The sequence below is a fragment of the Algiphilus sp. genome (genome assembly GCF_023145115.1).
In the GTDB taxonomy this organism is placed as follows: Bacteria; Pseudomonadota; Gammaproteobacteria; order Nevskiales; family Nevskiaceae; genus Algiphilus.
This window is the reverse complement of sequence record NZ_JAGLEJ010000037.1, coordinates 145,908-168,766: the sequence shown is the minus strand read 5'-3', so window position 1 is coordinate 168,766 and position 22,859 is coordinate 145,908. Positions and strand designations below refer to the sequence as shown.

At 71.0% G+C, this 22,859-nt stretch carries 18 protein-coding genes; 14 read left to right on the top strand and 4 right to left on the bottom strand.

The window, feature by feature from the left end:
- Positions 1-110 precede the first annotated feature (110 nt).
- The gene (locus KAH28_RS12615) at positions 111-1,667 is read left to right on the top strand and encodes a carbon-nitrogen hydrolase family protein (RefSeq protein ID WP_290577139.1); all 1,557 of its coding nucleotides are present in this window, start codon (positions 111-113) and stop codon (positions 1,665-1,667) included.
- Between the two features lie 66 nt (positions 1,668-1,733).
- Here the strand turns inward: KAH28_RS12615 and KAH28_RS12610 are convergent, their stop codons facing one another.
- Positions 1,734-4,475 carry a LuxR C-terminal-related transcriptional regulator gene (locus KAH28_RS12610; RefSeq protein WP_290577136.1) on the bottom strand — a complete coding sequence of 914 codons (2,742 nt, stop codon included), beginning with the start codon at positions 4,473-4,475 and terminating at the stop codon, positions 1,734-1,736.
- Positions 4,476-5,117: 642 nt separating this feature from the next.
- Here KAH28_RS12610 and KAH28_RS12605 point away from each other — a divergent pair.
- A complete protein-coding gene (locus KAH28_RS12605; RefSeq protein WP_290577134.1) occupies positions 5,118-5,534 on the top strand; it encodes a hypothetical protein in 417 nt (138 codons plus the stop codon).
- A gap of 13 nt (positions 5,535-5,547) precedes the next feature.
- Here KAH28_RS12605 and surE read toward each other — a convergent pair whose 3' ends face one another.
- Positions 5,548-6,342: a 5'/3'-nucleotidase SurE gene (gene surE / locus KAH28_RS12600; RefSeq protein ID WP_290577133.1), complete on the bottom strand. Its 795-nt coding sequence runs from the start codon at positions 6,340-6,342 to the stop codon at positions 5,548-5,550.
- Positions 6,343-6,525: 183 nt separating this feature from the next.
- Here surE and KAH28_RS12595 point away from each other — a divergent pair, with 183 nt between their 5' ends.
- Genes KAH28_RS12595 through KAH28_RS12555 form a run of 9 tightly spaced genes read left to right on the top strand, consistent with a single transcriptional unit; the run spans position 6,526 to position 17,230 of the window.
- A complete protein-coding gene (locus KAH28_RS12595) occupies positions 6,526-7,281 on the top strand; it encodes a PEP-utilizing enzyme (protein ID WP_290577131.1) in 756 nt (251 codons plus the stop codon).
- Positions 7,278-8,828 carry a hypothetical protein gene (locus tag KAH28_RS12590; RefSeq protein WP_290577129.1) on the top strand — a complete coding sequence of 517 codons (1,551 nt, stop codon included), beginning with the start codon at positions 7,278-7,280 and terminating at the stop codon, positions 8,826-8,828. The genes KAH28_RS12595 and KAH28_RS12590 overlap by 4 nt, the downstream gene beginning before the upstream one ends.
- A 7-nt stretch (positions 8,829-8,835) precedes the next feature.
- Positions 8,836-10,317, top strand: coding sequence for an AMP-binding protein (locus KAH28_RS12585; protein WP_290577127.1), 1,482 nt, complete (start codon positions 8,836-8,838; stop codon positions 10,315-10,317).
- Positions 10,314-10,928, top strand: coding sequence for a hypothetical protein (locus KAH28_RS12580; RefSeq protein WP_290577125.1), 615 nt, complete (start codon positions 10,314-10,316; stop codon positions 10,926-10,928). Before KAH28_RS12585 ends, KAH28_RS12580 begins: the two co-directional genes overlap by 4 nt.
- Positions 10,925-12,709, top strand: a complete 1,785-nt coding sequence (locus KAH28_RS12575; protein ID WP_290577123.1) for a pyruvate, phosphate dikinase — start codon at positions 10,925-10,927, stop codon at positions 12,707-12,709. Before KAH28_RS12580 ends, KAH28_RS12575 begins: the two co-directional genes overlap by 4 nt.
- On the top strand, positions 12,706-13,203 hold the full coding sequence (gene accB / locus KAH28_RS12570) for an acetyl-CoA carboxylase biotin carboxyl carrier protein (RefSeq protein ID WP_290577122.1): 498 nt from the start codon (positions 12,706-12,708) through the stop codon (positions 13,201-13,203). The genes KAH28_RS12575 and accB overlap by 4 nt, the downstream gene beginning before the upstream one ends.
- Positions 13,204-13,205: 2 nt before the next feature.
- The gene (locus KAH28_RS12565) at positions 13,206-14,579 is read left to right on the top strand and encodes an acetyl-CoA carboxylase biotin carboxylase subunit (RefSeq protein ID WP_290577120.1); all 1,374 of its coding nucleotides are present in this window, start codon (positions 13,206-13,208) and stop codon (positions 14,577-14,579) included.
- 4 nt (positions 14,580-14,583) lie between these two features.
- The gene (locus KAH28_RS12560; RefSeq protein ID WP_290577118.1) at positions 14,584-16,047 is read left to right on the top strand and encodes a hypothetical protein; all 1,464 of its coding nucleotides are present in this window, start codon (positions 14,584-14,586) and stop codon (positions 16,045-16,047) included.
- Between the two features lie 4 nt (positions 16,048-16,051).
- Positions 16,052-17,230 carry a thiolase family protein gene (locus tag KAH28_RS12555; protein ID WP_290577116.1) on the top strand — a complete coding sequence of 393 codons (1,179 nt, stop codon included), beginning with the start codon at positions 16,052-16,054 and terminating at the stop codon, positions 17,228-17,230.
- Between the two features lie 6 nt (positions 17,231-17,236).
- Here the strand turns inward: KAH28_RS12555 and KAH28_RS12550 are convergent, their stop codons facing one another.
- Together KAH28_RS12550 and KAH28_RS12545 are read right to left on the bottom strand one after the other, a co-directional pair.
- Positions 17,237-17,923 (bottom strand): GntR family transcriptional regulator, encoded by a 687-nt coding sequence (locus KAH28_RS12550; RefSeq protein ID WP_290577114.1) that lies wholly within the window; start codon positions 17,921-17,923, stop codon positions 17,237-17,239.
- A 24-nt stretch (positions 17,924-17,947) separates the two neighbouring features.
- A complete protein-coding gene (locus KAH28_RS12545) occupies positions 17,948-18,730 on the bottom strand; it encodes an SDR family oxidoreductase (RefSeq protein WP_290577112.1) in 783 nt (260 codons plus the stop codon).
- A gap of 183 nt (positions 18,731-18,913) precedes the next feature.
- On the opposite strand from KAH28_RS12545, the gene KAH28_RS12540 reads away from it, so the two are divergent.
- The 3 genes from KAH28_RS12540 to KAH28_RS12530 all read left to right on the top strand — a co-directional run bounded on the left by KAH28_RS12540 (position 18,914) and on the right by KAH28_RS12530 (position 22,856).
- The gene (locus tag KAH28_RS12540) at positions 18,914-19,672 is read left to right on the top strand and encodes a glucose 1-dehydrogenase (RefSeq protein WP_290577110.1); all 759 of its coding nucleotides are present in this window, start codon (positions 18,914-18,916) and stop codon (positions 19,670-19,672) included.
- Positions 19,673-19,723: 51 nt separating this feature from the next.
- Positions 19,724-20,737, top strand: a complete 1,014-nt coding sequence (locus KAH28_RS12535) for an NAD(P)-dependent alcohol dehydrogenase (RefSeq protein ID WP_290577108.1) — start codon at positions 19,724-19,726, stop codon at positions 20,735-20,737.
- A gap of 115 nt (positions 20,738-20,852) precedes the next feature.
- Positions 20,853-22,856, top strand: coding sequence for an acetoacetate--CoA ligase (locus tag KAH28_RS12530; RefSeq protein WP_290577106.1), 2,004 nt, complete (start codon positions 20,853-20,855; stop codon positions 22,854-22,856).
- Positions 22,857-22,859 lie beyond the last annotated feature (3 nt).

Genomic DNA, 22,859 nt, shown 5'->3' with positions numbered 1-22,859 from the left:
TGACGAGCATGGGCGCGAGCCTATGACGCCGGCGTTGTCACTCCGTGACAGTGCGATGACGGTTCCATGACGCCCGCCAGCGGCGTCCTGTCCCACAAGCGAGTTCCACCATGCCCAAGCGCGGCCAGAAGCTCTACATCCGACAGGCCACCCCGGACGACATCCCCGCCATCCACGCGCTGGTGGCGAAGGTCTACACCGAGATGGGGCCGTACAGCACCGACCAGCTCCGCGGCCAGCTGAACCATTTCCCCAAGGGCCACATGCTGGCGATCTACGAGGACGCCATCGTGGGCTACTCGGCATCGCTGCGCATCTCCGAGGAACGCGCGCTGGCGCACCACAACTGGCGCCAGATCACCGGCGGCGGCTACGGCACCACCGACGACCCGGACGGCGAGTGGCTCTACGCCTACGAGGTCTGCGTCGACCCCGACTACCGCGGCCTGCGCATCGGCCACCGGCTCTACTCGGCACGCCGCAAGCTGTGCGTCGACGAGATGCTCAAGGGCATCGTCTTCGGCGGGCGGATCCCGGGCTACGCGCGCCGGCGCAAGCGCTACGAGAATGTCGAGGCCTACTGCGAGGCGGTGCGCGAGCGCAAGATCCGCGACCCGGTGATGAGCTTCCAGCTGCAGCAGGGCTTCGAGTGCATCGGCGTGCTCCGCAACTACCTTCCCTCGGACCGCGAGTCGGTGGGCCACGCCACGCACATGGTCTGGCGCAACCGCCAGGCCGAGGTCACCACCACCAAGACCTCGTCGGCGCCCGACCGGCCGGCCAATGTCGTGCGCCTGGCGGTGGTGCAGTACCTGCAGCGCGGCATCGAGAGTTTCGACGAGTTCGCCAAGATCGTGCGCCACTTCGTGGATGCGGTGGCCGACGTCAAGTCCGACTTCGTCCTGTTCCCGGAGTACTTCGCGTTCCAGCTGCTCTCCATCGAGGACCGCGAGATGTCCCCGCAGGACTCCATCCGGCGCCTGGCGGACTACAACGAGCAGCTCGAGGAGCTCTTCCAGGAACTGGCGATCCGCTACAACGTCAACATCATCGCCGGCAGCCACCCGCAGTTCACGCGCGACGGCGCGCTGCAGAACGTGGCGCACGTCTTCCTGCGCGACGGCGCCGTGCACGAGCAGCCCAAGATCCATCCGACGCCCGGCGAGCGCTACTGGTGGCAGATCGAGGGCGGCGACGTGGTGCGTGCCATCGAGACCGACAGCGGCACCATCGGCGTGCTCACCTGCTACGACAGCGAGTTCCCCGAGCTGGCACGCCATCTGGTCAACCAGGGCGCCACCATGCTGTTCGTGCCGTACTCCACCGAGGAGCGCAACGGCTACCTGCGCGTGCGCTACTCGGCGCACGCGCGCGCGGTCGAGAACCAGGTCTACGTCGCCATCGCCGGCAACGTCGGCAACCTGCCGCGCTTCCACAACATGGACATCCACTACGCGCAGAGCGCCATCATCACGCCGTGCGACTTCCCGTTCGCGCGCGACGGCGTCGCCGCCGACACCACGCCCAACGTCGAGCAGATCGCCTTCGCCGATCTCGACCTCGACGCGCTTCACCAGGCGCGCCAGTCGGGCACCGTGCAGAACTGGAAGGACCGGCGCCACGACCTCTACGAGGTGCTGTGGCGCGGGCCGGCCGGGGAGGATTGAGCACGGGCCCGCCCCCGTCCGTCTCCCCGTCCTCCCGGGAGACGGACGGGGCGGGGAAGCGCCGGCTCAGATAAGGCCCATCTGGTGCGCGGCGTTGATCGCCTGCGCGCGGCTGCCCACGGCCAGCTTCGAGTAGATGTTCTTGAGGTGGAACTTGACGGTGTTCTCGGACACGAAGATGGCGTCCGAGATGCGCCGGTTGGACGCGCCCTGGGCGACCAGGGTGAGGATCTGCTGCTCGCGGTCGGTGAGCGGCTCGAGAGGCTGGAAGTGCGCGCCCTCGAGCACCGAGGACGTGCCGCACTCGACACCGGAGATGGCGAGCACGCGCTGGGTGAAGTCGCGCACCTGCTCGAAGCCGCTGCCGGCGCCGGCATCCGACACGGCGGCGTGCACGTCGCGCACCAGGGCCAGCGCCTCCGCCCCCTCGTCGACGAAGGTGCGCAGGAATCCGCCGGGCGCCGCCCGCGCGACCGCCTTCTGCATGGCACGCCGCGACAGCTTCTCCGCACCGAGCACGCGATGCGCCAGGGCCTCCAGGATGAGCAGCTTGATCTGGCGCCGCACGCGCCCCTGCGCGATGGCCGCGGTCATCGCCTCGCCGGTGCGCGAGAGCGCCCGTTCGGCGCTGCCCTCGGCGATGTCGAGCCGGATCTGCCCGATGATGTCGCCCTCGGCGTCCTCGCAGAAGGGCAGCCAGCCCTCGGGCCGCGACAGCGGCGCCGCCGAGATGCGGCTGGCGATGGACTGCGCGCGGTCGAGCTCGCGCCGCACCAGCGCGCGCCGCACGCGCTCCCAGTTGATGAGGCGCAGCAGGCGCGGCCAGTTGCTGGCGTGCGCGACCGACTCGGCCTCGTCCAGACGCTCCTGCGCCAGCGCCGGTTCGCCCTGCGCATCGTGGATGCGGGCCTGCGCGATGTAGGCCAGCGCCATGTAGTCGAGCAGCGCCGCGTTGCGGATGACGTCGCGGAACTGCTCGAACTGGGCGCGCGCCTCGTCGAGGGCATTGGTCTCGTAGAGCGCCTGCACATGGCAGGCGACCAGCACCGCCGAGGCCACCGATTCGTCGAGCGTGATGCGCGGCTCGGCGATGCATTGCCGGAACTTCTCGAGCGCCTCCTGGAGCAGCCCCTGCACCATGAGATTGACGCCGGCCGTGCTCACCGAGTACCCCCAGCTGAAGGCGGCGCCGGCGCGGTCGCTGTGCGCGCGGGCCAGCGAAAGGTACTCGTGGGCGCGTTCGCACTCGCCGGCGGCGATGCCGAGATAGCCCACCAGGTTGGCGCCGGCACCGAGCTCGAAGGCGCGGAATCCGGTGGCGTCGCCGGCGTGCAGGTCGACGGTCTCGATGACGTCGCGCGCGCCGCTGACGTCGTCCTGGATGATCAGGATCATCGAGCGCACCACCGAGGGCCGCGCGGCGAGCCCGGGATCCTTGCTGGCGGCCTGGCGCTCGAGCATGGCCTGCACCTGCCCCAGCTTCTGGCGGCGGCGCAGGAAGGCCAGCGAGTAGGCCACCTTCACGACCAGGTCCGGACGCGCCTCGATCTCGTCGAGCGGCAGCCGGTCGTACCAGCGCTCGACCGTCATGAGATCGCCGTCCATGACCAGGCGCGTCGCCCAGTGGTCCAGCACCTCGGCGGCGTGCGCGAAGTCGCGGCCGGCGATGGCGTGATGCATGGCATCGTCGTAGTGCGCGTTGTCGGCGAACCAGCGGGCGGCGTGGCGATGGACGGCCTGCACGCGCTCGGGTGCCTGCTCGCGCTGCTGCTCGGCCAGGAAACCCGAGAACAGCGTGTGGTACTTGAACCAGTAGTTGTCGGAATCGAGGCTGCGCAGGAACATGCCGGCGCGCTCCAGATGCAGCAGCATGCGCTGGGCGTCGTCGCGCTCCAGCACGGCATCGCACAGCGGGCCGCACAGGCGGCGCAGCGGCGCGGTATCGCGCAGGAAGCCCTGCACGTCCTCGGACTGCAGGCCGAGCACGTTGTCGGCCAGGTAATCGGCGAGCTCGCGCGGCCGGAAGCTGGCGATGTCGGTCAGCGACTGCCGCACGCTGGGACTCGCCAGCGACAGCCGGTAGAGCTGTAGCGCTGCCGGCCAGCCCTCGCTGCGACCGTGGATCTGCTCGAGCTCCTGCCGGCTCAACGCCAGCCCCTCGGTGGACGCGAAGAAGGCCGTCGCCTCCTGCAGCGAGAAGCGCAGATCCTGGGCGCGCAGCACCAGCGCATGGTGGTTCACCACCAGCCGCGCCAGGCCGATCTCCGGGATGGTGCGCGAGCCGATCACCACGGTGACGCGTTCCGGAAGCCGCTCGAGCAGCGTCCGGAAGAAATCGAGGATGGAGCGGTTGTGCAGGGTCTGGAACTCGTCGAAGAACAGCGCCACCTCGCCTTCGAGGCGATCGAGCCGGTCGACCATCCAGTCCGAGCGCGGTGCGCGGCCCGCCTTGACCTTGGGCGCCGACGGCGCCGCGCCGGAGTTCGCCGACTGCGCCTCCACCGACTGCAGGAGCGTCTGCAGATGGCCGAACAGCCGGCTGGTGTCGTTGTCGCCCTCCTCCAGCGAGACCCAGCCGGTGGCCGCGTCGCGCTCGTCCATGCGCGCCCGGATCTGCTGCATGAGGGTGGTCTTGCCGTGCCCGGCGGGCCCCTGCAGCAGCACCACGCGCGGCCGGGGCTCGCCGAACACGCGCTGCAGGATGTCGGTGCGCAGGACCGTGCCGTTCGGGCCCAGCAGCACGGGTGCCGACGACTCGGGAGCGTCGGGGCGGGCAGCGACGGTTGGCGGCTCTGATACGGGCTGCATCGGCGGCGATCGGTTTCCGCGGCGAGGGTTCACGGCGCCGCGCCGGGCGGCACGGCCGGGGCGGGCCGGGAGGGCGCCCAGCGCTGGACAATGCCCCGACGCCGGGCCGATTGCAAATGGTGCACCGCGCCATCGCGCGGCGCCGCCACCGGAAAACTACCCATTGGTGTAGTGCCCGGTCCGGGGGGCCTTCCTAGACTCGAAACCATCAGAACCGGTGCGCGAGACGCCGGCGACCCGCGCGTTCCCCCGCGCGCAAGAACGAGGAGCGACACATGAGCGCAGCGAGGACGCCAGCGGCCCGGCAGGGTGCCGCGGATGCCGCCGACGCCGACCCGCGTCCGACTCGTGGCTCCGGTCGCCGCCGTCCCCCCGCGCGAGCCGCGGTGCAGCCGGTTCGACAGATTCCGCAGTTGGCGCGATCACCGTCCCCCCGGCGCGCCCGCGCCCTTCTCCTCCCTCGCCCCTCGGGCGACGCGCGGACACGCCCGGTCGATCGCAACGCATGCGGTGTTTTGTATCCGGTCGGCGGGAACGGTGCCCCCGGCCACCTTCACGACGGGGCGCAACGTCCCGCGTTCGAGACCGCCGTCCGCCGATGCCGGCGGCGGCACCATTCCAACGACAGTCCGGAGACCTGACATGAGCCGACAGAACTGGCAGCTGATCTTTCTCGTGGGCGCGGTATTCAACCTGCTGGTCGCGGGAGCCTTCGTGCTGTTCCCGACCGCGACCCTGCAACTGCTGGGCTTTGCCGCCATCGAGGGCGGCGTCCCGGCCAATCCGGTCTGGTACGGCCTGTTCTGGTGGCTGGTGACGGTCTTCGGCATCGGCTACTACATGGTGAGCCGGGATCCGGTCGGCAACCGCGGCATCGCCTTCATGGGCTTCGTCGGCAAGGTCGGCGTCTGGGTGATCGCGACCGTGCTGTGGGTGCGTGGCGATGTGCCCATCCTGTTCGAGCTGATCGCGGTCGGCGACCTGCTGTTCTCGCTGCTCTTCCTGTGGTTCCTCCGGCAGGACAGCAGCGCGCGCGCCGGGGCGTCGTTCGCGCACTGAGCGACCGCACCGGTCAGCCGCCGTGCCCGCCGAGCGCGTCCGCCAGTCGCGCGGCATGACGGTGCGCGGTCAGATCGAGCTGCAGCGGCGTGATCGAGACGGCGTTGTCGGCGATGGCCTCGAGGTCGCTGCCCGGCGGGGCCGCTCCCTCCGGATAGGACAGCCGGATCCAGTAGAGCGGCACGTTGCGGCCGTCGACCGCGCGCAGCGGCTGGAAGGCGCCGGGCGGGCGACGGCCTGCGGCGGTGATGCGCATGCCGCGCACCGCCTCGGGCGGACAGTCCGGAAAATTGACGTTGTACAGAACCCCTTCCGGCCAGGGCTGCGCGACGAGGAAGTCCAGCACCTCCGGCAGCATGCGTCGCGCCGTCTCCCACTGCGTCCGCGCGCCCGCCTCCAGGCTGACCACCTGGCTGAGCGCCACTGAGCGCGCGCCCAGCAGCGCCCCCTCGATGGCCGCAGCCACGGTCCCCGAGTAGATGACGTCCTCGGCGAGATTGGCCCCGCGGTTGATGCCCGAGAGCACCAGTCCGGGCCGGGCCCGCGCCATCAGTTCGTACCACGCCAGCAGCACGCAGTCGGTGGGCGTGCCGTGCACCGCGACGTGCCTGTCGTCCCGACGGTGCAGGCGTACCGGATGGCTCGCCGATATGGCGTGGGATGCCCCGGAGCGCTCGTCGGTCGGTGCCACCACGGTGACCGCGCCGAAGTCGGTGCCGACCGCCGCCTCCAGCAGGCGCAGACCGGGGGCGTCGATGCCGTCGTCGTTCACCAGCAGCGTGCCGGTGGCCCTGCCGTCCTCGTCCATCGCCCTCTCCCGATCGATCGTGTCGATGCGCACGGGTGCTTGCCAGCGGCCCCATCGCGCGATATTGTCCTACAACCTTGTTGTACCATAGTGCCGCGATATCGGCACGAGACCATCACCGGCTCGCCTGCACCGGGGCGTCAGATTCCCGGGCGGTGACCGGCCACAGAATGAGGAGACCGCATGGCCAGGCTGACCACCGATGCCGACAAGTACGGCCAGGAATCGCCTTCCGCCGTCGTCGAGGCGTTCCACGGCGCCACCCGCGAACTGGCACGGCAGTGCCTGGATGCCTCGGGCGGTGACTGGCGTCCGCTCGTGACCGGCGACAGCGCCGCCGGCGGGAGCGGCGACGATTTCCGCGCCGTCGAGCAGCAGCTGCTGGACAGCGGGCACCGCTTCGACTGGTCGGCCGCGATCTCGCCGCAGGAGCGGCCCGAGGCCTACAAGCCGACCGCAGGCGACGGCGAGGACCCCGCGGCCTTCTGCTTCCACCATCCGGACGCCCCGGTCGGCGCGCCCGACGAAGACGGCCGCGAGCAGCGCGGCGTCGGCGACAACGTCGTGCGCTACCGCGAGAACCGCATCGGCACGGCGCGCTACGTGCGCTCCAACGACCGTGTCCTGGCCTGGCTCTCCGACGGCGTGCCGCCCGACACCATCGCCGTCATCGACGACTCCGGCGGCACGCTCACCGCGCCGATCCTGGAGCAGTTCAAGGGCGTGATATGCGCCGGGGGGACGGTGCGCTCGCACCTCGGGATCCTGACCCGCGAATACGGCATTCCGTGCCTCATGAACGCGCGCGTGGACGGCATCCGCGAAGGCGACCGCGTCGAGATGGAATGCACCGCCACCGCCAAGACCGCCGAGGACTACCAGAGCGGCCGCGAGGTCACCGCCCGCGTCTGGCGCCTGCCCGAGGGAGACCGCTCATGAGTGCGCCCGCCATCAGCTACGCCCAGCTCCTCGAGACCAACAACCTGCTGCAGATCAACGGTGACGAGACCTACTGGCTGTGCGTCACCCGCACCGTCCAGGAGTCGAAGCTGTTCCCGGTGCCGTCGTACATGATGCTGTCCTACGCGATGGCCTTCTATCGCTATCCGGCGCTGCTGCGGAAGATTGAGACCCACATGTCCGCCGAGGCCCTGGGCGACCGTGCGCGCAGCATGGGCACGCGCTGCCAGACACCGGCGATGTGGGGGCTGCCCTGCTTCTATCTGCTGGGCCGGGAATGGCTCATCGACCTGGGCCTGATCCGCCCGCAGGACGCCGCCGAGGACGTCATCTACGTGCTCGACTTCTGGAAGCGGTTCGAGCTCGCCTGGCGGCGCAACCACGGCTACCTCACCGCCGAGCAGGCCGGACACCGGTCGCAGATCCTTCCCGAGCGCCAGCTGCAGGTCTTTCACGCCGACCTCTACGCCTGCGCGGAGGGCGACGCCCTGCACGAAGCGGCCCACGCCTTCATGGCCTCGGCGCAGCAGTACGCCTTCCTGATCGCCTGCGAGTCGCGCATCAGCCTGCACAACTCCGGCCCCTACAAGCTGGGCGACAACGAGGAGCTGCTGGTGCGCGACTTCCTCGACCTCGCCGAAGGCGACCTTCCCTGGCTGGACGGTGTCGCCTCGGACATCCCGTACAACAACCTGACCGTGACGATGGCGGTGCGCGACTGCCACTTCAACATCGTCGACGACTGGGGCAGCTTCGAGTCCGAGCCCGAGCTGCAGGCGCACCACCTGTGCGGCGTCGGTCTGTACACCTCCGACGTGCTCTCCGAAGGCTACGAGCCGGTGGGCATGGACAGCGCCGAAACGCTCACCGAGACCTTCCGCGACCTGACCGCGCGCATCAAGGATGCCACCACCCGCCTGTGGAAGCGTTTCGCCGGCTACACGCGCGACCAGATGCTGGACGCCGGCGCCATGACCTACTACGCCATCGTCAAGGACCTCGCCCACATCGCCGGCTGCTACGACCCGGACGACTGGATGAAGGTCGATGCGCGCGCCGAGCGGCTCCGGCCGCTGCTCAACGACGAGTACGGGCGGGACGTGCTGGGCGAGCTCTGCGTCGGCATGGGCGCCCAGCACCGCGACCACGACTACCGCATGATGCGGCACTCCGATCAGCCGCAGCACATCTACTCGCCGATCCCGTACTCCATCCTCGGCGACGGCGACTACGTGCCCTCGGTCGGCGATCTGAAGCGCGGCGTCACCTACCTCGACGCCAAGCAGGACCGCTACCGCACCACCCGCGGCGTGCTCGACATCGCCACCTACAACCGGCGCGCGCGCGACGAGGTGCCGGCGCTGGCCGGGGAGCGGTTCCGCTTCCTGTGCGAGCGCTGGATCAAGTACAACGCCGGCACCCCGCTTGCCGACGAGCTCTACCGGCTGCACCAGGCGCAATCGCGCAACCTGCGCGACCGCGGCGCCGGCCTGGGCCGCGCCGACATCGCCGCGCTGCGCGACTGAGAGCGTCATGGAGATCGGTTCGCTCATCCGCCGCGCGGCGGTCCACCACGGCGATGCACCCTGCCTGATCGAGGGTGCGCGCACGGTCAGCTTCCGCGCATTCGACCGCCTCACCGACCGCGTCGGCAACGCCCTGCTGGCATCCGGCCTGGCCGAGGGCGATCGCGTCGGCGTCCTGCTGCCCAACGGCATCGACTGCCTGGTGGCGTACTACGCCCTGGCCAAGGCGGGCCTCGTCCGGGTCACGCTCAACGGCCGCGAGACCGCCGACGACCATGCCTACAAGCTCGCCGACAGCGGTGCGCGCGGCCTCATCCACGCCGCCGCGCTGATCGATGCCGACGCCGTCGATGTACCGGTGCGCATCGACGACGAGCGGCTGGCCGCATGGATGGCGGACGGCGACGACCGCCCCTGCCAGCGCCAGCGCGCGCTCGATGCGCCCTACCGGCTGGGCTACACCGGCGGCACCACCGGGCGTCCCAAGGGCGTCACCCTGACCACGCGCGGCGAGCTCGCCGAGCTGTCCGCCTTCCTCACCGATCTCGTGCCCGACCTGCGCGCCGGCGACCGCTTCCTGCACGCCGCCCCCATCGCGCACGCCTCGGGCGCGTTCTTCCTGCCGGCGGTGGCGCGCGGCGCGACCTCGGTGGTCATGCCGCGCTTCGACGCCGCCGAGTTCCTGACACTGGCCGAGAGCAGCGGCGCCACCATGACCTTCCTGGTGCCGACCATGCTGGCGATGATCCTGGAAGCCCCCGGCATCGACGATGCCGATGGCCGCTTCCGGCGCATCTGCTACGGCGCCTCGCCCATTGCACCGTCACTGCTGGAGCGCGCCGAGGCCCGCTTCGGCCGCGTCTTCGCGCAGGTCTACGGACAGGCCGAGAGCCCCATGGTGATCACCTGCCTGCAGCCCGAGGATCACGACCGGGCCGGCGCCTGCGGCCGGCCGTTCACCATGGTCGACGTCGCCGTCTTCGACGACGACGACCGGCCGCTGCCGCCCGGCGAGATCGGCGAGATCGTGTGCCGCGGACCGCAGCTGATGAGCGGCTACTGGAACCGGCCCGAAGCCACCGAACGCGCGCTGCGCGGGGGCTGGCTGCATACCGGCGATGTCGGCTTCCGCGATGCCGACGGCTTCTTCACCATCCTCGACCGCAAGAACGACCTGCTGATCTCGGGCGGCTTCAACGTCTATCCGCGCGAGGTCGAGGATGCCCTGCTGGGCTGCGACGGGGTGGTCGAGGCCGCCGTCGTCGGCCTGCCCGACGACAAGTGGGGCGACCGCGTGCACGCGGTCGTGGCCGGACGCGACGGCCTCGATGCCGACGCGCTCATGGCGCGCATGCGCGAGCGGCTGGCCGACTACAAGCGGCCGCGCGGCATCGACATCTGGTCCGAGCTGCCCAAGAGCGCCGCCAACAAGATCCTGCGCCGCGCCGTGCGCGAGCGCGTCCTGGAAGCACGCGAGGAACAGGCATGACGGTACCCGCCTCCCATCTGGTGCTGCACGCACTGGCCGTCCGGAAGCACGGCGGCGCCGACGACATCGCCGTGATCTGCGACCTCGACGACGCCACCGTGAGCGAGCAGCTGAAGGCGGCGGTGGACAGCGGCCGCGCCGTCGAGCAGGGCGGACGCTATGCCCTGACACCGGCTGCCCACATGGCACTGCGCGGCGCCTACGCGCGCCACTACGCAGCCCTGCGCGCGGACGACGCCTTCCTGGAAGCGAGCGCGCAGTTCGAGCGCGTCAACACCGAGCTCAAGGCGCTGATCACGCGCTGGCAGACCATGACCGTGGCCGGCCAGACCGTGCCGAACGACCACTCCGATCCGGACTACGACGAGGCCGTCATCGACGACCTCGGCGCCCTGCACGAGCGCGCCGAGACCGTGCTGCGCAGCCTCGCTGCGAACGTGCCGCGCCTCGACCGCTACCGCGAGCGCCTGGACGCGGCGCTGCAGCAGGCCGAGGACGGCGCCCACGAATGGGTCAGCGACGCCCGCCGCGACAGCTACCACACCGTGTGGTTCGAGCTGCACGAGGACCTGCTGCGCCTGCTGGGCCGCGAGCGCGAGGAGACGGTGTGAGCGCGCCCGCCGAACGCCGGCTGATCCGGCTCGACGGCAGCGAGCTGCCGCCGCGGGCAGTGGTCGGTGGCAAGGCATGGTCGCTGGCCCACATGGCGACCCGGGGTCTGCCGGTGCCGCCGGCGGTGGTGATCACCACCGCCGCCTGCCGGGACTATCTGCGCGACGGCGCGCTGCCCGAGGGCCTGATCGACGAGATCCGCGACGGCGTCGCCTGGCTGGAGCAGGCCACCGGCCGCCGCTTCGGCGCCGGGCCGCGACCGCTGCTGATGTCGGTGCGCTCGGGTGCCCCGGTGTCGATGCCCGGCATGATGGACACGGTGCTCAACCTGGGCATCGACGACACCACCGAGGCCGCGCTGGCCGCGGATTGCGGCGACGCCGCCTTCGCGCGCGACACCCACCGGCGCTTCCTCGAGCTCTATGCGCGCGTGGTGCTCAAGGCGACACCGCCCGCGCTCGATCCCGACGGCACCCCGGAGCAGTGGCGGGCCGCCATCGATGCCGCCGCCGGAGCCGTGCCGCGCACCCCCGAGGCGCTGCTGCTGGGCGCGGTGGGGGCGGTCTTCGACTCCTGGCGCTCGCGCCGCGCGCAGCGCTATCGGCGCCATCACGGCATCGACGACGACCTCGGCACCGCGGTGACGCTGCAGGCCATGGTGTTCGGCAACATGGGTGCCGACAGCGGCACCGGCGTGCTGTTCTCGCGCAATCCGCTGAGCGGAGAACCCGAACCCTACGGCGAGTATCTCGCCTGCGCCCAGGGCGAGGACGTGGTCTCGGGCAGTCACACGCCGCAGTCGCTGGATGCGCTGGCGGCCTCGGCACCGGCGGTGCACGCTGCGCTGCTCGAGGCCGCGGAGACGCTGGAAGCGACCGCCGGCGATGTACAGGACATCGAGTTCACGGTGGAGCGCGGCCGGCTCTTCCTGCTGCAGTCGCGCGCCGCCAAGCGCTCGGCGCAGGCTGCCGTACGCACCGCCGTCGACCTCTGCCACGAGGGCCGCATCGACACCGCCGAAGCGCTGCGCCGGGTCACGCCGGCGCAGGTGCATGCCCTGCTCAGCCCCCGGCTGACGGCGAATGCGGCGGACGACGCCGCGTCCCTGCTGCACGGCGAGGCCGCCTCGCCCGGCGTCGGCAGCGGCGTCGTCGTCACCGACAGCGACGAGGCCGAGCGCCGCGCGGCTGCCGGAGAGGCGGTGGTGCTGGCGCGCCCGTCGACCAGCCCCGACGATCTGCACGGCATGCTGGCCGCGCGCGCGGTGGTCACCGAGCTCGGCGGCAGCACCTCGCACGCCGCCGTGGTGGGACGCGCGCTCGGCGTCCCCTGCGTGGTGGGCTGCGGCACGGGTGCCTGCGAACAGCTCGCCGGTCGCACCGTCACCGTCGACGGCGGCGCCGGTCGCGTCTACGACGGCGCGCTGTCGGTGGAAGTGCCGCACGAGGACGACGAGGCCGCGCTCGCCGAGCTGCTGGCCTGGGCGCGCACCGCCAGCCCGCTGCGCGTGCTGGCGCCGCACGAGGTGCCGGCGGGGGCGCGCGTCGCGGACCTCGCCGGCATCGAGGGCGGCGCCGACCCGGACGCCGTGGCGACCGCGCTGGCGGGTCTCGCCGACCGCTTCGACGGCGCCCGCGGCGGCGCCATCGCCAGCGAGGCCGGCGTGGCGGCAGCCATGCGCGCGGGCCTCGCCTTCATCGTCGCCGAGCCGCGCCTGCCGGCCCTGCTCGCGGCCATTCACGTCACCGAATCCGCCCCCGTCGAGAGCGCTACCGCATGAACGGATTGCAACCGGCCGATATCCACGCACTGCTCACGCTGTTCGAACAGTCCGACTGGCGCTCGCTGCACCTGCGGGTGGGCGATACCGAGCTGCATCTCGACCGCGACGCCGGTGCCCCCGGCCTGGAGACGGCGGGCGGCACCGCCGCGGTGGCAGCGGCGCCGGCCGCCGCACCGGCCACGACCGCCGCACCGCCGACGCCGGATGCAGCTCCGGCGCCCGGGCCGGAACCGGCGGCCGCCGACGACGCCACGGTGGTGCACGCACCCAACCTCGGGACCTTCTATCGCGCGCCCAAGCCGGGCGCAGCGCCCTACGTCGAGGTCGGGCAGCGGGTCGAGGCCGACACCGAGGTGTGCCTGATCGAGGTGATGAAGCTGTTCACGCCGGTGGTCGCCGGGGTTGCCGGCACGGTGCAGCGCGTGCTGGTCGAGGACGGCGACATGGTGGAGCACGGCCAGGCACTCTTCCACATCGCGCCCGGGGACTGATCATGGCGCTTCGCCGCCTGTTCGTGGCCAATCGCGGCGAGATCGCGGTGCGCATCATCCACGCCGCGCGCGCCCTCGGCATCGAGACGGTGCTGGGCTGCTCGGCGGCCGACCGCGACAGCCTGGGGGCCGAGCTCGCCGACCGCTGCGTCACGCTGGGCCCGGCGGCGGCGGCGCGCAGCTATCTCGACGAGAAGCTGGTGGTGCACGCCGCGCTGGCGACGGGATGCGACGCGCTGCACCCCGGCTACGGCTTCCTGTCCGAACGCGCCGGACTGGCGAGGCTGTGCGAGGACAACGGCATCGTCTTCGTGGGGCCGCGCGCCGAGACCATCGAACAGCTGGGCGACAAGCTCTCGGCGCGCGCCATCGCGCAGCGCAACGGCGTGCCGCTGGTGCCCGGCTCGGCGCATGTCGCCGATGCGGAGTCGGCCGTGCGCGAGGCCGCGACGCTGGGCTATCCGGTGGTGATGAAGGCCTCGGCCGGAGGCGGCGGCCGCGGCATGGTGATGGCGCGCGACGCCGCGGCGGTCCGCACCGGCTTCGAGCGCGCCGCCCAGGAAGCCCAGGCCGCCTTCGGCGACGGCACGCTCTACCTGGAGCGCTTCATCGAGACCGCGCGCCACGTCGAGGTGCAGATCCTCGGCGACGGCGAAGGTGGCGTGCTGCACTTCGGCGAGCGCGACTGCTCGGTGCAGCGGCGCTACCAGAAGCTGGTCGAGGAGGCACCGTGCGCGGTGATGCCGGAGGCCGTGCGCGCGCGCCTGCACGAGGCCGCGGTCCAGCTCGCCGCCGGCCTGCGCTACCGCAACGCCGGCACGGTGGAGTTCCTCTACGACGTCGAGCGCCAGGACTTCCACTTCATCGAGGTCAACGCCCGCATCCAGGTCGAGCATCCGGTCACCGAGATGGTCACCGGCCGCGATCTGGTCGCCTGCCAGCTGCGCATCGCCGGCGGCGAGATCCTGCCGCTGCGCCAGTCCGATATCGCGATCGACGGGCACGCCATCGAGGTGCGCATCAACGCCGAGGATCCGGACGCCGACTTCCGGCCGGCGCCCGGGCGCATCACCACCTGGGCGCCGCCGTCGGGAGCGGGCATCCGGCTGGACACGCACTGCCGCGGCGGCGCCATGGTGCCGCCCTTCTACGACAGCATGATCGGGAAGCTCGTCGTCCACGGCCGCGACCGGCGGGAGGCAGTCGCGCGTCTGCGCGCGGCGCTGGACGACTTCCGGCTCGAGGGCGTCGCCACCACGCTGCCGCTGCACGCCCGCATCGCGGCGCATCCCGACTTTGCCGACAACCGCATTCACACGCGCTGGCTGGAGCAGATCCTGCTGCCCGAAGCGGCCCGCGCCACCGAGGAGGCCTGAGCCGATGGCACACATCCAGTTCGTGGACGAGACGCTGCGCGACGGGCAGCAGAGCCTGTGGGGCATGCGCATGCAGGCGGGGATGGCGCTGCCGGTGTCGCCGGTGCTCGATCGCAGCGGCTTCCGCGTCATCGATCTCACCGGGTCGTCGATGTTCGAAGTGCTCATCCGCCACTGCCGCGAGAACCCGTGGGAGGGGCTCGATCTGCTCACCGCCTCGATGCCGCGCACCCGCATCCGCGGCGGCATGCGCGCCAACGCCTCGGTGACCTTCGGCGTGACGCCGGACGCGCTCATGGATGCCTGGATGCGGCAGCTCAATGCGCACGGCTGCCGCTCGTTCTGGATCTACGACGTGCTGTTCAACATCGACAAGATGCACCGCCTCGCCGGCGTGGCCAAGGAATACGGCTCCGAGGTGGCGGGGGCCATCATGTTCACGCTGAGCCCGGTGCACACCGATGCCTACTACGCCGACAAGGCGGACAAGCTCTCGGCCTGCGACGACATCGATACCCTGCTGCTCTACGACACCGCCGGCGTGCTCGAGCGCGACCGGCTCGCGACGCTGATTCCGGCGATCCGGGAGAAGGCGCGCGGCAAGCCCATCGAGTTCCATTCCAACAACCTGCTCGGCATGTCCGCGCGCGCCTATCTCGACGCCATCGACCTGGGTGTCGAGATCCTGCACACCGCCAGCCGGCCGATGGCCAACGGCCCTTCGGTGCCGTCCACCGAGATCATGGTCAAGAACCTCGAGACGCTGGGCCACAGCCACGATCTCGACACCTCGCTGCTGCCGCCGGTGGCCGAGCACTTCGAACGCGTCGGCCGCGCCGCCGGTTTCCCGGTGCACCAGCACAGCGAATACGACGCGCTCTCCATCGAGCACCAGGTGCCGGGCGGCATGGTGGGCACGCTCAAGGCGCAGCTCACCCAGTACGACATGATCGACCGGCTCGACGCGGTGCTGCGCGAGACCGCGGCGGTGCGCCGCGAGCTCGGCTACCCCGGCATGGCAACGCCGTTCTCGCAGCTGGTCGGCACCCAGGCGGTGCTCAATGTCGTCAACGGCGAGCGCTACCGCATCGTGCCGGACGAGGTGGTGCAGTACGCCGCCGGCTTCTACGGCGAGCCGGTGGCTCCCATCGATCCCGATGTGCTCGACCGCATCATGAGCACTCCGCGCGCGAAGACGGTCGCGGGCGCGCCACCCGAGCAGCCGGACATCGCCGAGCTGCGGCGGCGCTATGGCACCGACGACGACGACGAGCTGATCCTCCGCGCGCTGGTGCCGCAGGCCGATCTCGAGCGCATGCGCGCGGCCGGCCCGGTGAAGCGCGACTTTCCGCTGATGTCGTCGGCGGCGCTGGAGGAAGTCGCCCGCCTGATCCGCACCGCCAGCACGCCGCTCGTGCAGCTGCGTTCGGAAGCGCTGTCGCTGACGCTGCGCGGCGCGCGCGGCTGATCCCGTGCGACGGGCGGTCATCGTCGACGCGCTGCGTACGCCCTTCGGGCGCGGGCGCCCGGACGGCGCGCTGGCCGCGATGCATCCGGTGGATCTCTACGCCGCGGTGCTGGCGGCACTGGTGGCGCGCAACCGGATCGACCCGGCGTGCATCGACGACGTCATCACCGGCTGTGTCACCCAGGCCGGCGAGCAGGCCGGCAACATCGGCCGCCACGCCGTGCTCGCGGCGGGCCTGCCGGAATCGGTACCGGCGGTCACCCTGGACCGCAAGTGCGGCTCGGCGCAGCAGGCGATGGACTTCGGCGCGCAGGCCATCATCGCCGGCGCTGCCGACATCGTGATCGCCGGCGGCGTGGAGATGATGAGCCGGGTCCCGGCGCGTGCCAACCGGCTCGACCGCGACGCGCTCGGCCCGAGCGTGCATGCGCGCTATCCGGGCGGTCTGGTGCACCAGGGCATCGCCGCCGAGCGGATCGCGGCGCGCGGCGGGCTGTCGCGCGAGCAGCTCGATGCCTATGCGCTGCGCTCGCACCGGCGCGCCGCCGCCGCCGAGGACGACGGCCTGCTCCGCGACGCGGTGCTGCCGATCGCGGCCGGCGGCGGCACCGTGACGCACGACGAGGGCCTGCGCCGCGACACCGATGCCGCCAGGCTGGGCGCGCTCTCACCGGCCTTTCGCGACGACCGCCTGGCGCAGCGCTTTCCCGAGATCGACTGGCGCGTCACGGCCGGCAACAGCAGCCAGATCAGCGACGGCGCCGGCGCCATCCTGCTCGCCGAGGCCGGTACCGCGGCGCGGATGGGCCTGCGCGCGCGCGCAGCGGTGACCCACTTCCGCGTCGTCGGCGACGATCCCATCATGATGCTCACCGGCGTCATCCCGGCCACGCGCGGACTGCTGGAGCGCGGCGGGCTGAACGCCGGGCAGATCGACCGCTTCGAGGTCAACGAAGCCTTCGCGTCGGTGGTCCTCGATTGGCAGCGCGCGATGAACGTGGACCCGGAGCGGGTCAACGTGCTCGGCGGCGCCATCGCGCTGGGGCACCCGGTGGGGGCCTCCGGCGTGCGCCTGACCGCGAACCTGCTGGCGGCGCTGGAAGCCTGCGACGGTCGCTTCGGCGTGCAGACCATGTGCGAGTCCGGCGGCATGGCCAACGCCACGCTCATCGAGCGACTCTGACCGCGCTCATTCGTCGTCGCTGGCGTAGGCCTCGCGCGGCAGCCGGGTGAGGTTCTCGCGCCGACGGCGGATATGGTCGGCCGTGGCATGCTCGGCGCGCTCGGCGTCGCCGGCGAGCACCGCTTCGGTCATCGCGCGGTAGTCCGCGAAATGGGCCTCGCGCTGCGCGCCGCTGAGATAGGCCTGGAACTGCAGCCGCAGCAGCACCACCTGCGTCCGCGGCATGACGCGATGGATCTCGCGATTGCCGCTGATGCGGATGAGGGTGTCGTAGAAGCGGCCGCGCGCCTCCTGGTAGGCCTGCGAGTCGGTCTGGCCGCTGCACGCCATGAGGACGCGGAAGGCCTCCTCAAGCTGGGCGCGGTGATCGCCCTCGTCGATGCGCCGCGCCGCCAGCCGCGACGCGAGCGCCGAGAGCGCCTCGGTAACGCGCAGCACGTCGTCCACCGCCTGGCGCGAGAATGCCCGCACGCAGGCACCCCGGTGCCGCGACAGCGTGATGATGCCCTCGGCAGCGAGCCGCTTGAAGGCCTCGCGCACCGGGCCGCGACTGACCTGAAGCTGACGCGTCAGGTCGGCCTCGACCAGGCGCTGACCCGGCACCAGCCGGCCGGCGGCAATGCGCTGCAGGATGGCGTCGACGACGCCGTCCGGCGAACTGCCGCGGGGTCCGCTATCGGTGCGCGAGCTCATGCGCGGATTGTCGCCCGATTCGGCTCACAGCCGCGCCATGCTGCCGCCGTCGAGCACCAGCGTTGTGCCGTTGCAGTAGCTGGCCTCGTCGGACACCAGGAACAGGCAGCCGTTGGCGACCTCCTCCGGGGTGCCGGCACGGTGCATCGGACACAGCCGGTCCGCCACCGCCTCGTCCTCGAAGGCCGAGATGTGACTGGCGATCATGGGGGTGTCGATGAAGCCCGGCGCGACGCAGTTGGTCCGGATGCCGTCCTTGGTATAGGCCGCGCACATCGAGCGCGTGAGATTGATGAGTGCCCCCTTGGCCGAGGTATAGGCGTGCGCATCGGGGTGGCCGGTGAGCCCCAGGATCGACGACACGTGGACGATGGCACCACCACCCTGGGTCCGCATGTGCGGAACCGCCAGCCGCGACGTCAGATAACAGGAATCGAGGTCGATGCCCATGACCTCGCGCCACTGCTCGGGCCTCGCCTCGACGATATCGCCCATGGCGCCGGGATTGGTGGCGCTCAGCGAATAGCCCACGCCGGCGGCATTCACCAGGATGTCGATGCGGCCGTAGGCGGCGATGGCGGCCTCGATCAGCCGCGCCGCCCCGTCCTCGGTACCGACGTCGGCGGCCACTGCCATGCCGGTGCCACCGGCCGCCGTGACCTCGGCGAGCGCCTCGTCGAGCCGGGACTGGGTGCGCGAGCAGCCCACCACCCGGGCCCCCTCGCGCGCGAACCGCACCATGCAGGCCCGCCCGATGCCCGAGCTCGCGCCCGTGATCACTGCCACCTTGTCTGCCAGTCGCGTCATGCCATCGTCTCCTCGTCCGGACCGCCGCACCGCGCGGCCGTGAATGTGCTTCCACTTTTATAGGGCAATATTGTCCTATAATTTGACCGAACGCTACCCGGTGGGGTGGTGCTCCGGCGAACGAGACGCGCTATGGATAGTGCGGGGCTCCGGCCCGAACGACGAACACAACGAGGAGACACCATGCAGCTCAAGGGCAAGCGCACCCTGATCACGGGTGCCGGGGCCGGACTCGGCCGCGAAATGGCGCTGGCATTCGCCGCACAGGGCGCCGTCATCATGGTCAGCGATCTCAGCGGCGACGCCGCCGCCAAGGTGGTCAAGGAGATCGCGGACAAGGGCGGCACCGCCTACGCCAACACCGCCGACGTCACCCGCGAGCAGGACGTGGCGGCGATGGTCGAGCAGGCGGCCGCGGACATGGGCGGCATCGACTGCCTGATCAACAACGCCGGCATCGAGATCATCAAGCCGGTGACCGATCTGACCGAGGCGGAGTGGGACAACCTCATGGCGATCAACGTCAAGGGCGTGTTCCTGGGCTGCAAGCACGCCGCCCCGCACCTGACCGCCTCGAAGGGCAACATCATCAACCTGGCATCGGCGGCCGGCATCATCGGCATGCCACTGCTGTCGCTGTACTGCGCGTCCAAGGGCGCGGTGGTGCAGATGACCAAGGCGCTGGCGCAGGAATTCAAGGAGGCCGGCGTGCGCGTCAACGCGCTGTGCCCGATGGTCATCGGCACCGAGATGGGCGATCGCTTCATCGAACGCTACGAGAAGGACTACGGCATCCCGGTATCGGATGTCATCATCCCCCGCCAGGGCCGGCTCGGCGAGCCGCGCGAGGTGGCGGACGCCGCCGTCTTCCTGGCCTCGGATGCCGCGAGCTTCATCAACGGCGTGGCCCTGCCCGTCGACAACGGCGGCACCGCCGGCTAGCCGCCCGGCACCGCATCCCCACTCATCCCACTGCAAGGCGCTCCGATTCCCATGAAAGCGATCCGCATCCAGTCACCGGCCGGCCTCGACAACCTCGAGCTGGTCGACACCGACACGCCCAGCCCGGGGCCGAACGACATTCTCGTGCGCGCTGCCGCGAGCTCGCTCAACTTCCATGACTATCTGGTGGTGTCCGGCGCGACGCCGGTGCCGGACGGCCGCATCCCGATGTCGGACGTCTCCGGCGAGGTCACCGCCGTGGGCGATGCGGTGACGGCGTTCGCCGTCGGCGACCGCGTCATGGGCACCTTCTTCCCGCGCTGGCTGGGTGGCGAGCCCAGTCTCGCGAAGTGCTGGTCGCACATCCCGGGCGACACAGCCGAAGGCTATGCCTCCGAGTATGTCTGCGGCCCGGAGACCGCGTTCACCGCCATCCCCGAGCGCTACTCCTTCGAGGAAGCGGCCACCCTGCCGTGCGCCGGACTGACCGCCTGGCGTGCGCTCTTCGTCGAGGGCCAGCTGCAGCCCGGCGAGACCGTGCTGGTGCAGGGCAGCGGCGGCGTCTCGGTGTTCGCGCTGCAGATGGCCAAGGCCGCCGGCGCCACGGTCATCGCGACCTCGTCGTCGGACGAAAAGCTCGAGCGGCTGCGCGCGCTGGGCGCGGACCACTGCATCAACTACCGCGCGACCCCCGAATGGGGCAAGGCGGCGGCCGCACTGTGTCCGCGCGGCGGGGTCGATCACGTCGTCGAGGTGGGCGGCGGCGCGACGCTGGGCCAGTCCATCGAGGCCTGCCGCACCGGCGGCCACGTCGCCTTCATCGGCGTGCTCACCGGCATGTCGGCGGAAGTGCCCACCGGTGGGCTGGTGATCAAGCAGATCCGCCTGCACGGCATCACGGTGGGCAGCCGCGAACAGCAGGAAGCGATGGTGCGCGGCCTCGACACCATGGACATCCGTCCGGTGATCGACAGCCGCTTCCCGCTGGCCGACATCGCCGACGCCTTCCGCCACCAGGAATCGCAGAAGCACTTCGGCAAGATCTGCCTGAGCTACGGCGACTGATGTCCCCGCTGCCGGCCCGCCAATAAGGGTGGGCCGGCGCCGCGGCGCCACTGCTAGCGTTCGTCGAAACACGCGCCCCCGGGCGCGCATCACGACACGCGCAGGAGACCGCGGCATGATCCAAGCAGGTGACCGGCTCTGGGAGCCTTCCCCCGAGCTGCGTGAGACGGCCAATCTCACGCGCTACATGGACTGGCTGCGCCGCGAGCGCGGCCGCGACTTCGCCGACTACGACGCCCTCTGGGAGTGGTCGCGCACCGAGATCGAGGCCTTCTGGCAGTCCGTCTGGGACTACTTCGGGATCCACAGCCCCACCCCCGTGGAGAAGGTGCTCAGCAGCCGGAGCATGCCCGGCGCCGAGTGGTTCGCCGGTGCGCGCGTGAACTATGCCGCGCATCTGCTGGCCCCCGGCCCGGACCGCGACATCGCCGTGCATGCCTGCGGCGAGACCGCGCCGCTGCGCACGATCACGCGCGGCGAACTGCGCCGCCAGGTACGCCGGCTGGCCACCACCCTGCGCGAGCTCGGCATCGGTCCCGGCGACCGCGTCGCGGCCTACGTCCCGAACACGCCGGAGTCGCTGGTCGCCTTTCTCGCCACCACCGCCATCGGCGCGGTGTGGTCGAGCTGCTCGCCGGACTTCGGCGCCGCCAGCGTGATCGACCGCTTCAGCCAGATCCGCCCCCGGCTGCTCTTCGCCACCGACGGCTACACCTTCGGCGGCAAGTTCTTCGACCGCCGCGAGCCGGTGGCCGACATGATCGGCGCGCTGGACTCGCTGGAGACGGTGGTGCACCTGCCCTGCAGCGTCGACGCCGCGCCGCTGGCCCAGCCGCACCGCACCTGGTCGTCGCTGCTCGAAGGCCCCGATATCGCCGAGGCCGATTTCCGCTTCGCCGATACCGCCTTCAGCGATCCGCTCTGGGTGGTGTACTCCTCCGGCACCACCGGCCTGCCCAAGCCCTTCGTGCACGGTCACGGCGGCATCCTGCTGGAAGCGCTCAAGTTCACGCACTTCCATCTCAACCTCGGCCCGCAGTCGTGCATGTTCTACTTCACGACCACCGGCTGGGTGATGTGGAACATCCTGTTCTCGGGCCTGATCGCGGGCGCGGCCATCATCATGTACGACGGCCACCCCATGCACCCGGAGCCGGACGCGCTCTGGAAACTCGCACAGGACACCGGCATGACGCTGTTCGGTGCCAGCCCGGCCTGGCTGAGCCAGCAGATGAAGCTCGGCATCGAGCCCGGCACGACCTACGACCTGTCCCGCCTGAACAGCATCCTGCTCGGCGGCGCGCCGGTCATGCCCGAGCAGATGCAGTGGTGCTACGACCATATCCATCGCGACATCTGGGTGACCTCGCAGAGCGGCGGCACCGACGTCGCCACCGGCTTCGTCGGGGGCTCGCCGCTGCTGCCGGTGCACGCCGGCGAGATCCAGACGCGCCTGCTCGGCGTCGACGTGCGCGCCCTCGATGACGACGGCAACGAGCTCGTCGACAAGGTCGGCGAGCTGGTGGTCTGCCAGCCCATGCCCTCGATGCCGCTCTACTTCTGGGGCGATGCCGACGGCAGCCGCTACTTCGACTCGTACTTCGATGTCTATCCCGGCAAGTGGCGCCACGGCGACTACTTCAAGGTGAACCAGCGCGGCGGCTGCATGATCCTCGGCCGATCGGACTCCACCCTCAACCGCCACGGCGTGCGCATCGGCACCGCCGAGGTCTATCGCGTCATCGAGGCGATCGAGTCCGTGCAGGACAGCATCATCGTCAACCTCAACCTCGCCGACGGCGGCTTCTACATGCCGCTGTTCGTGGTCACCGCCGACGACCGCCCGCTGGACGATGCGCTGCGCGAGGAGATCCGGCAGGCGCTGCGCTCGCGCTACTCGCCGCGTCACGTGCCGGACGCCATCCACGCGATCCCGGCCGTGCCCTACACGCTGACCGGCAAGAAGATGGAGGTGCCGGTGCGCAAGATCCTGATGGGCAAGCCCGCGGAGAGGGTCGCCAGCCGCGATGCCATGGCCAATCCCGATGCGCTGGCCTGGTTCGAGGATTTCGTCGCCCGCCAGGACGCCTACGAAGTGCCCGAAGCGCAGACCGCCTGACGC

Excerpts from the sequence above, each read along its gene's own strand:
- surE (WP_290577133.1), bottom strand. The coding sequence starts at position 6,342 with ATGGACGAGGACGGCAGGGCCACCGGCACGCTGCTGGTGAACGACGAC.
- KAH28_RS12530 (WP_290577106.1), top strand. The coding sequence starts at position 20,853 with ATGATCCAAGCAGGTGACCGGCTCTGGGAGCCTTCCCCCGAGCTGCGT.
- KAH28_RS12550 (WP_290577114.1), bottom strand. The coding sequence starts at position 17,923 with ATGAGCTCGCGCACCGATAGCGGACCCCGCGGCAGTTCGCCGGACGGC.
- KAH28_RS12540 (WP_290577110.1), top strand. The coding sequence starts at position 18,914 with ATGCAGCTCAAGGGCAAGCGCACCCTGATCACGGGTGCCGGGGCCGGA.
- KAH28_RS12585 (WP_290577127.1), top strand. The coding sequence starts at position 8,836 with ATGGAGATCGGTTCGCTCATCCGCCGCGCGGCGGTCCACCACGGCGAT.
- KAH28_RS12545 (WP_290577112.1), bottom strand. The coding sequence starts at position 18,730 with ATGACGCGACTGGCAGACAAGGTGGCAGTGATCACGGGCGCGAGCTCG.
- accB (WP_290577122.1), top strand. The coding sequence starts at position 12,706 with ATGAACGGATTGCAACCGGCCGATATCCACGCACTGCTCACGCTGTTC.
- KAH28_RS12565 (WP_290577120.1), top strand. The coding sequence starts at position 13,206 with ATGGCGCTTCGCCGCCTGTTCGTGGCCAATCGCGGCGAGATCGCGGTG.
- KAH28_RS12605 (WP_290577134.1), top strand. The coding sequence starts at position 5,118 with ATGAGCCGACAGAACTGGCAGCTGATCTTTCTCGTGGGCGCGGTATTC.
- KAH28_RS12590 (WP_290577129.1), top strand. The coding sequence starts at position 7,278 with ATGAGTGCGCCCGCCATCAGCTACGCCCAGCTCCTCGAGACCAACAAC.
- KAH28_RS12610 (WP_290577136.1), bottom strand. The coding sequence starts at position 4,475 with ATGCAGCCCGTATCAGAGCCGCCAACCGTCGCTGCCCGCCCCGACGCT.
- KAH28_RS12615 (WP_290577139.1), top strand. The coding sequence starts at position 111 with ATGCCCAAGCGCGGCCAGAAGCTCTACATCCGACAGGCCACCCCGGAC.
- KAH28_RS12595 (WP_290577131.1), top strand. The coding sequence starts at position 6,526 with ATGGCCAGGCTGACCACCGATGCCGACAAGTACGGCCAGGAATCGCCT.
- KAH28_RS12560 (WP_290577118.1), top strand. The coding sequence starts at position 14,584 with ATGGCACACATCCAGTTCGTGGACGAGACGCTGCGCGACGGGCAGCAG.
- KAH28_RS12580 (WP_290577125.1), top strand. The coding sequence starts at position 10,314 with ATGACGGTACCCGCCTCCCATCTGGTGCTGCACGCACTGGCCGTCCGG.
- KAH28_RS12535 (WP_290577108.1), top strand. The coding sequence starts at position 19,724 with ATGAAAGCGATCCGCATCCAGTCACCGGCCGGCCTCGACAACCTCGAG.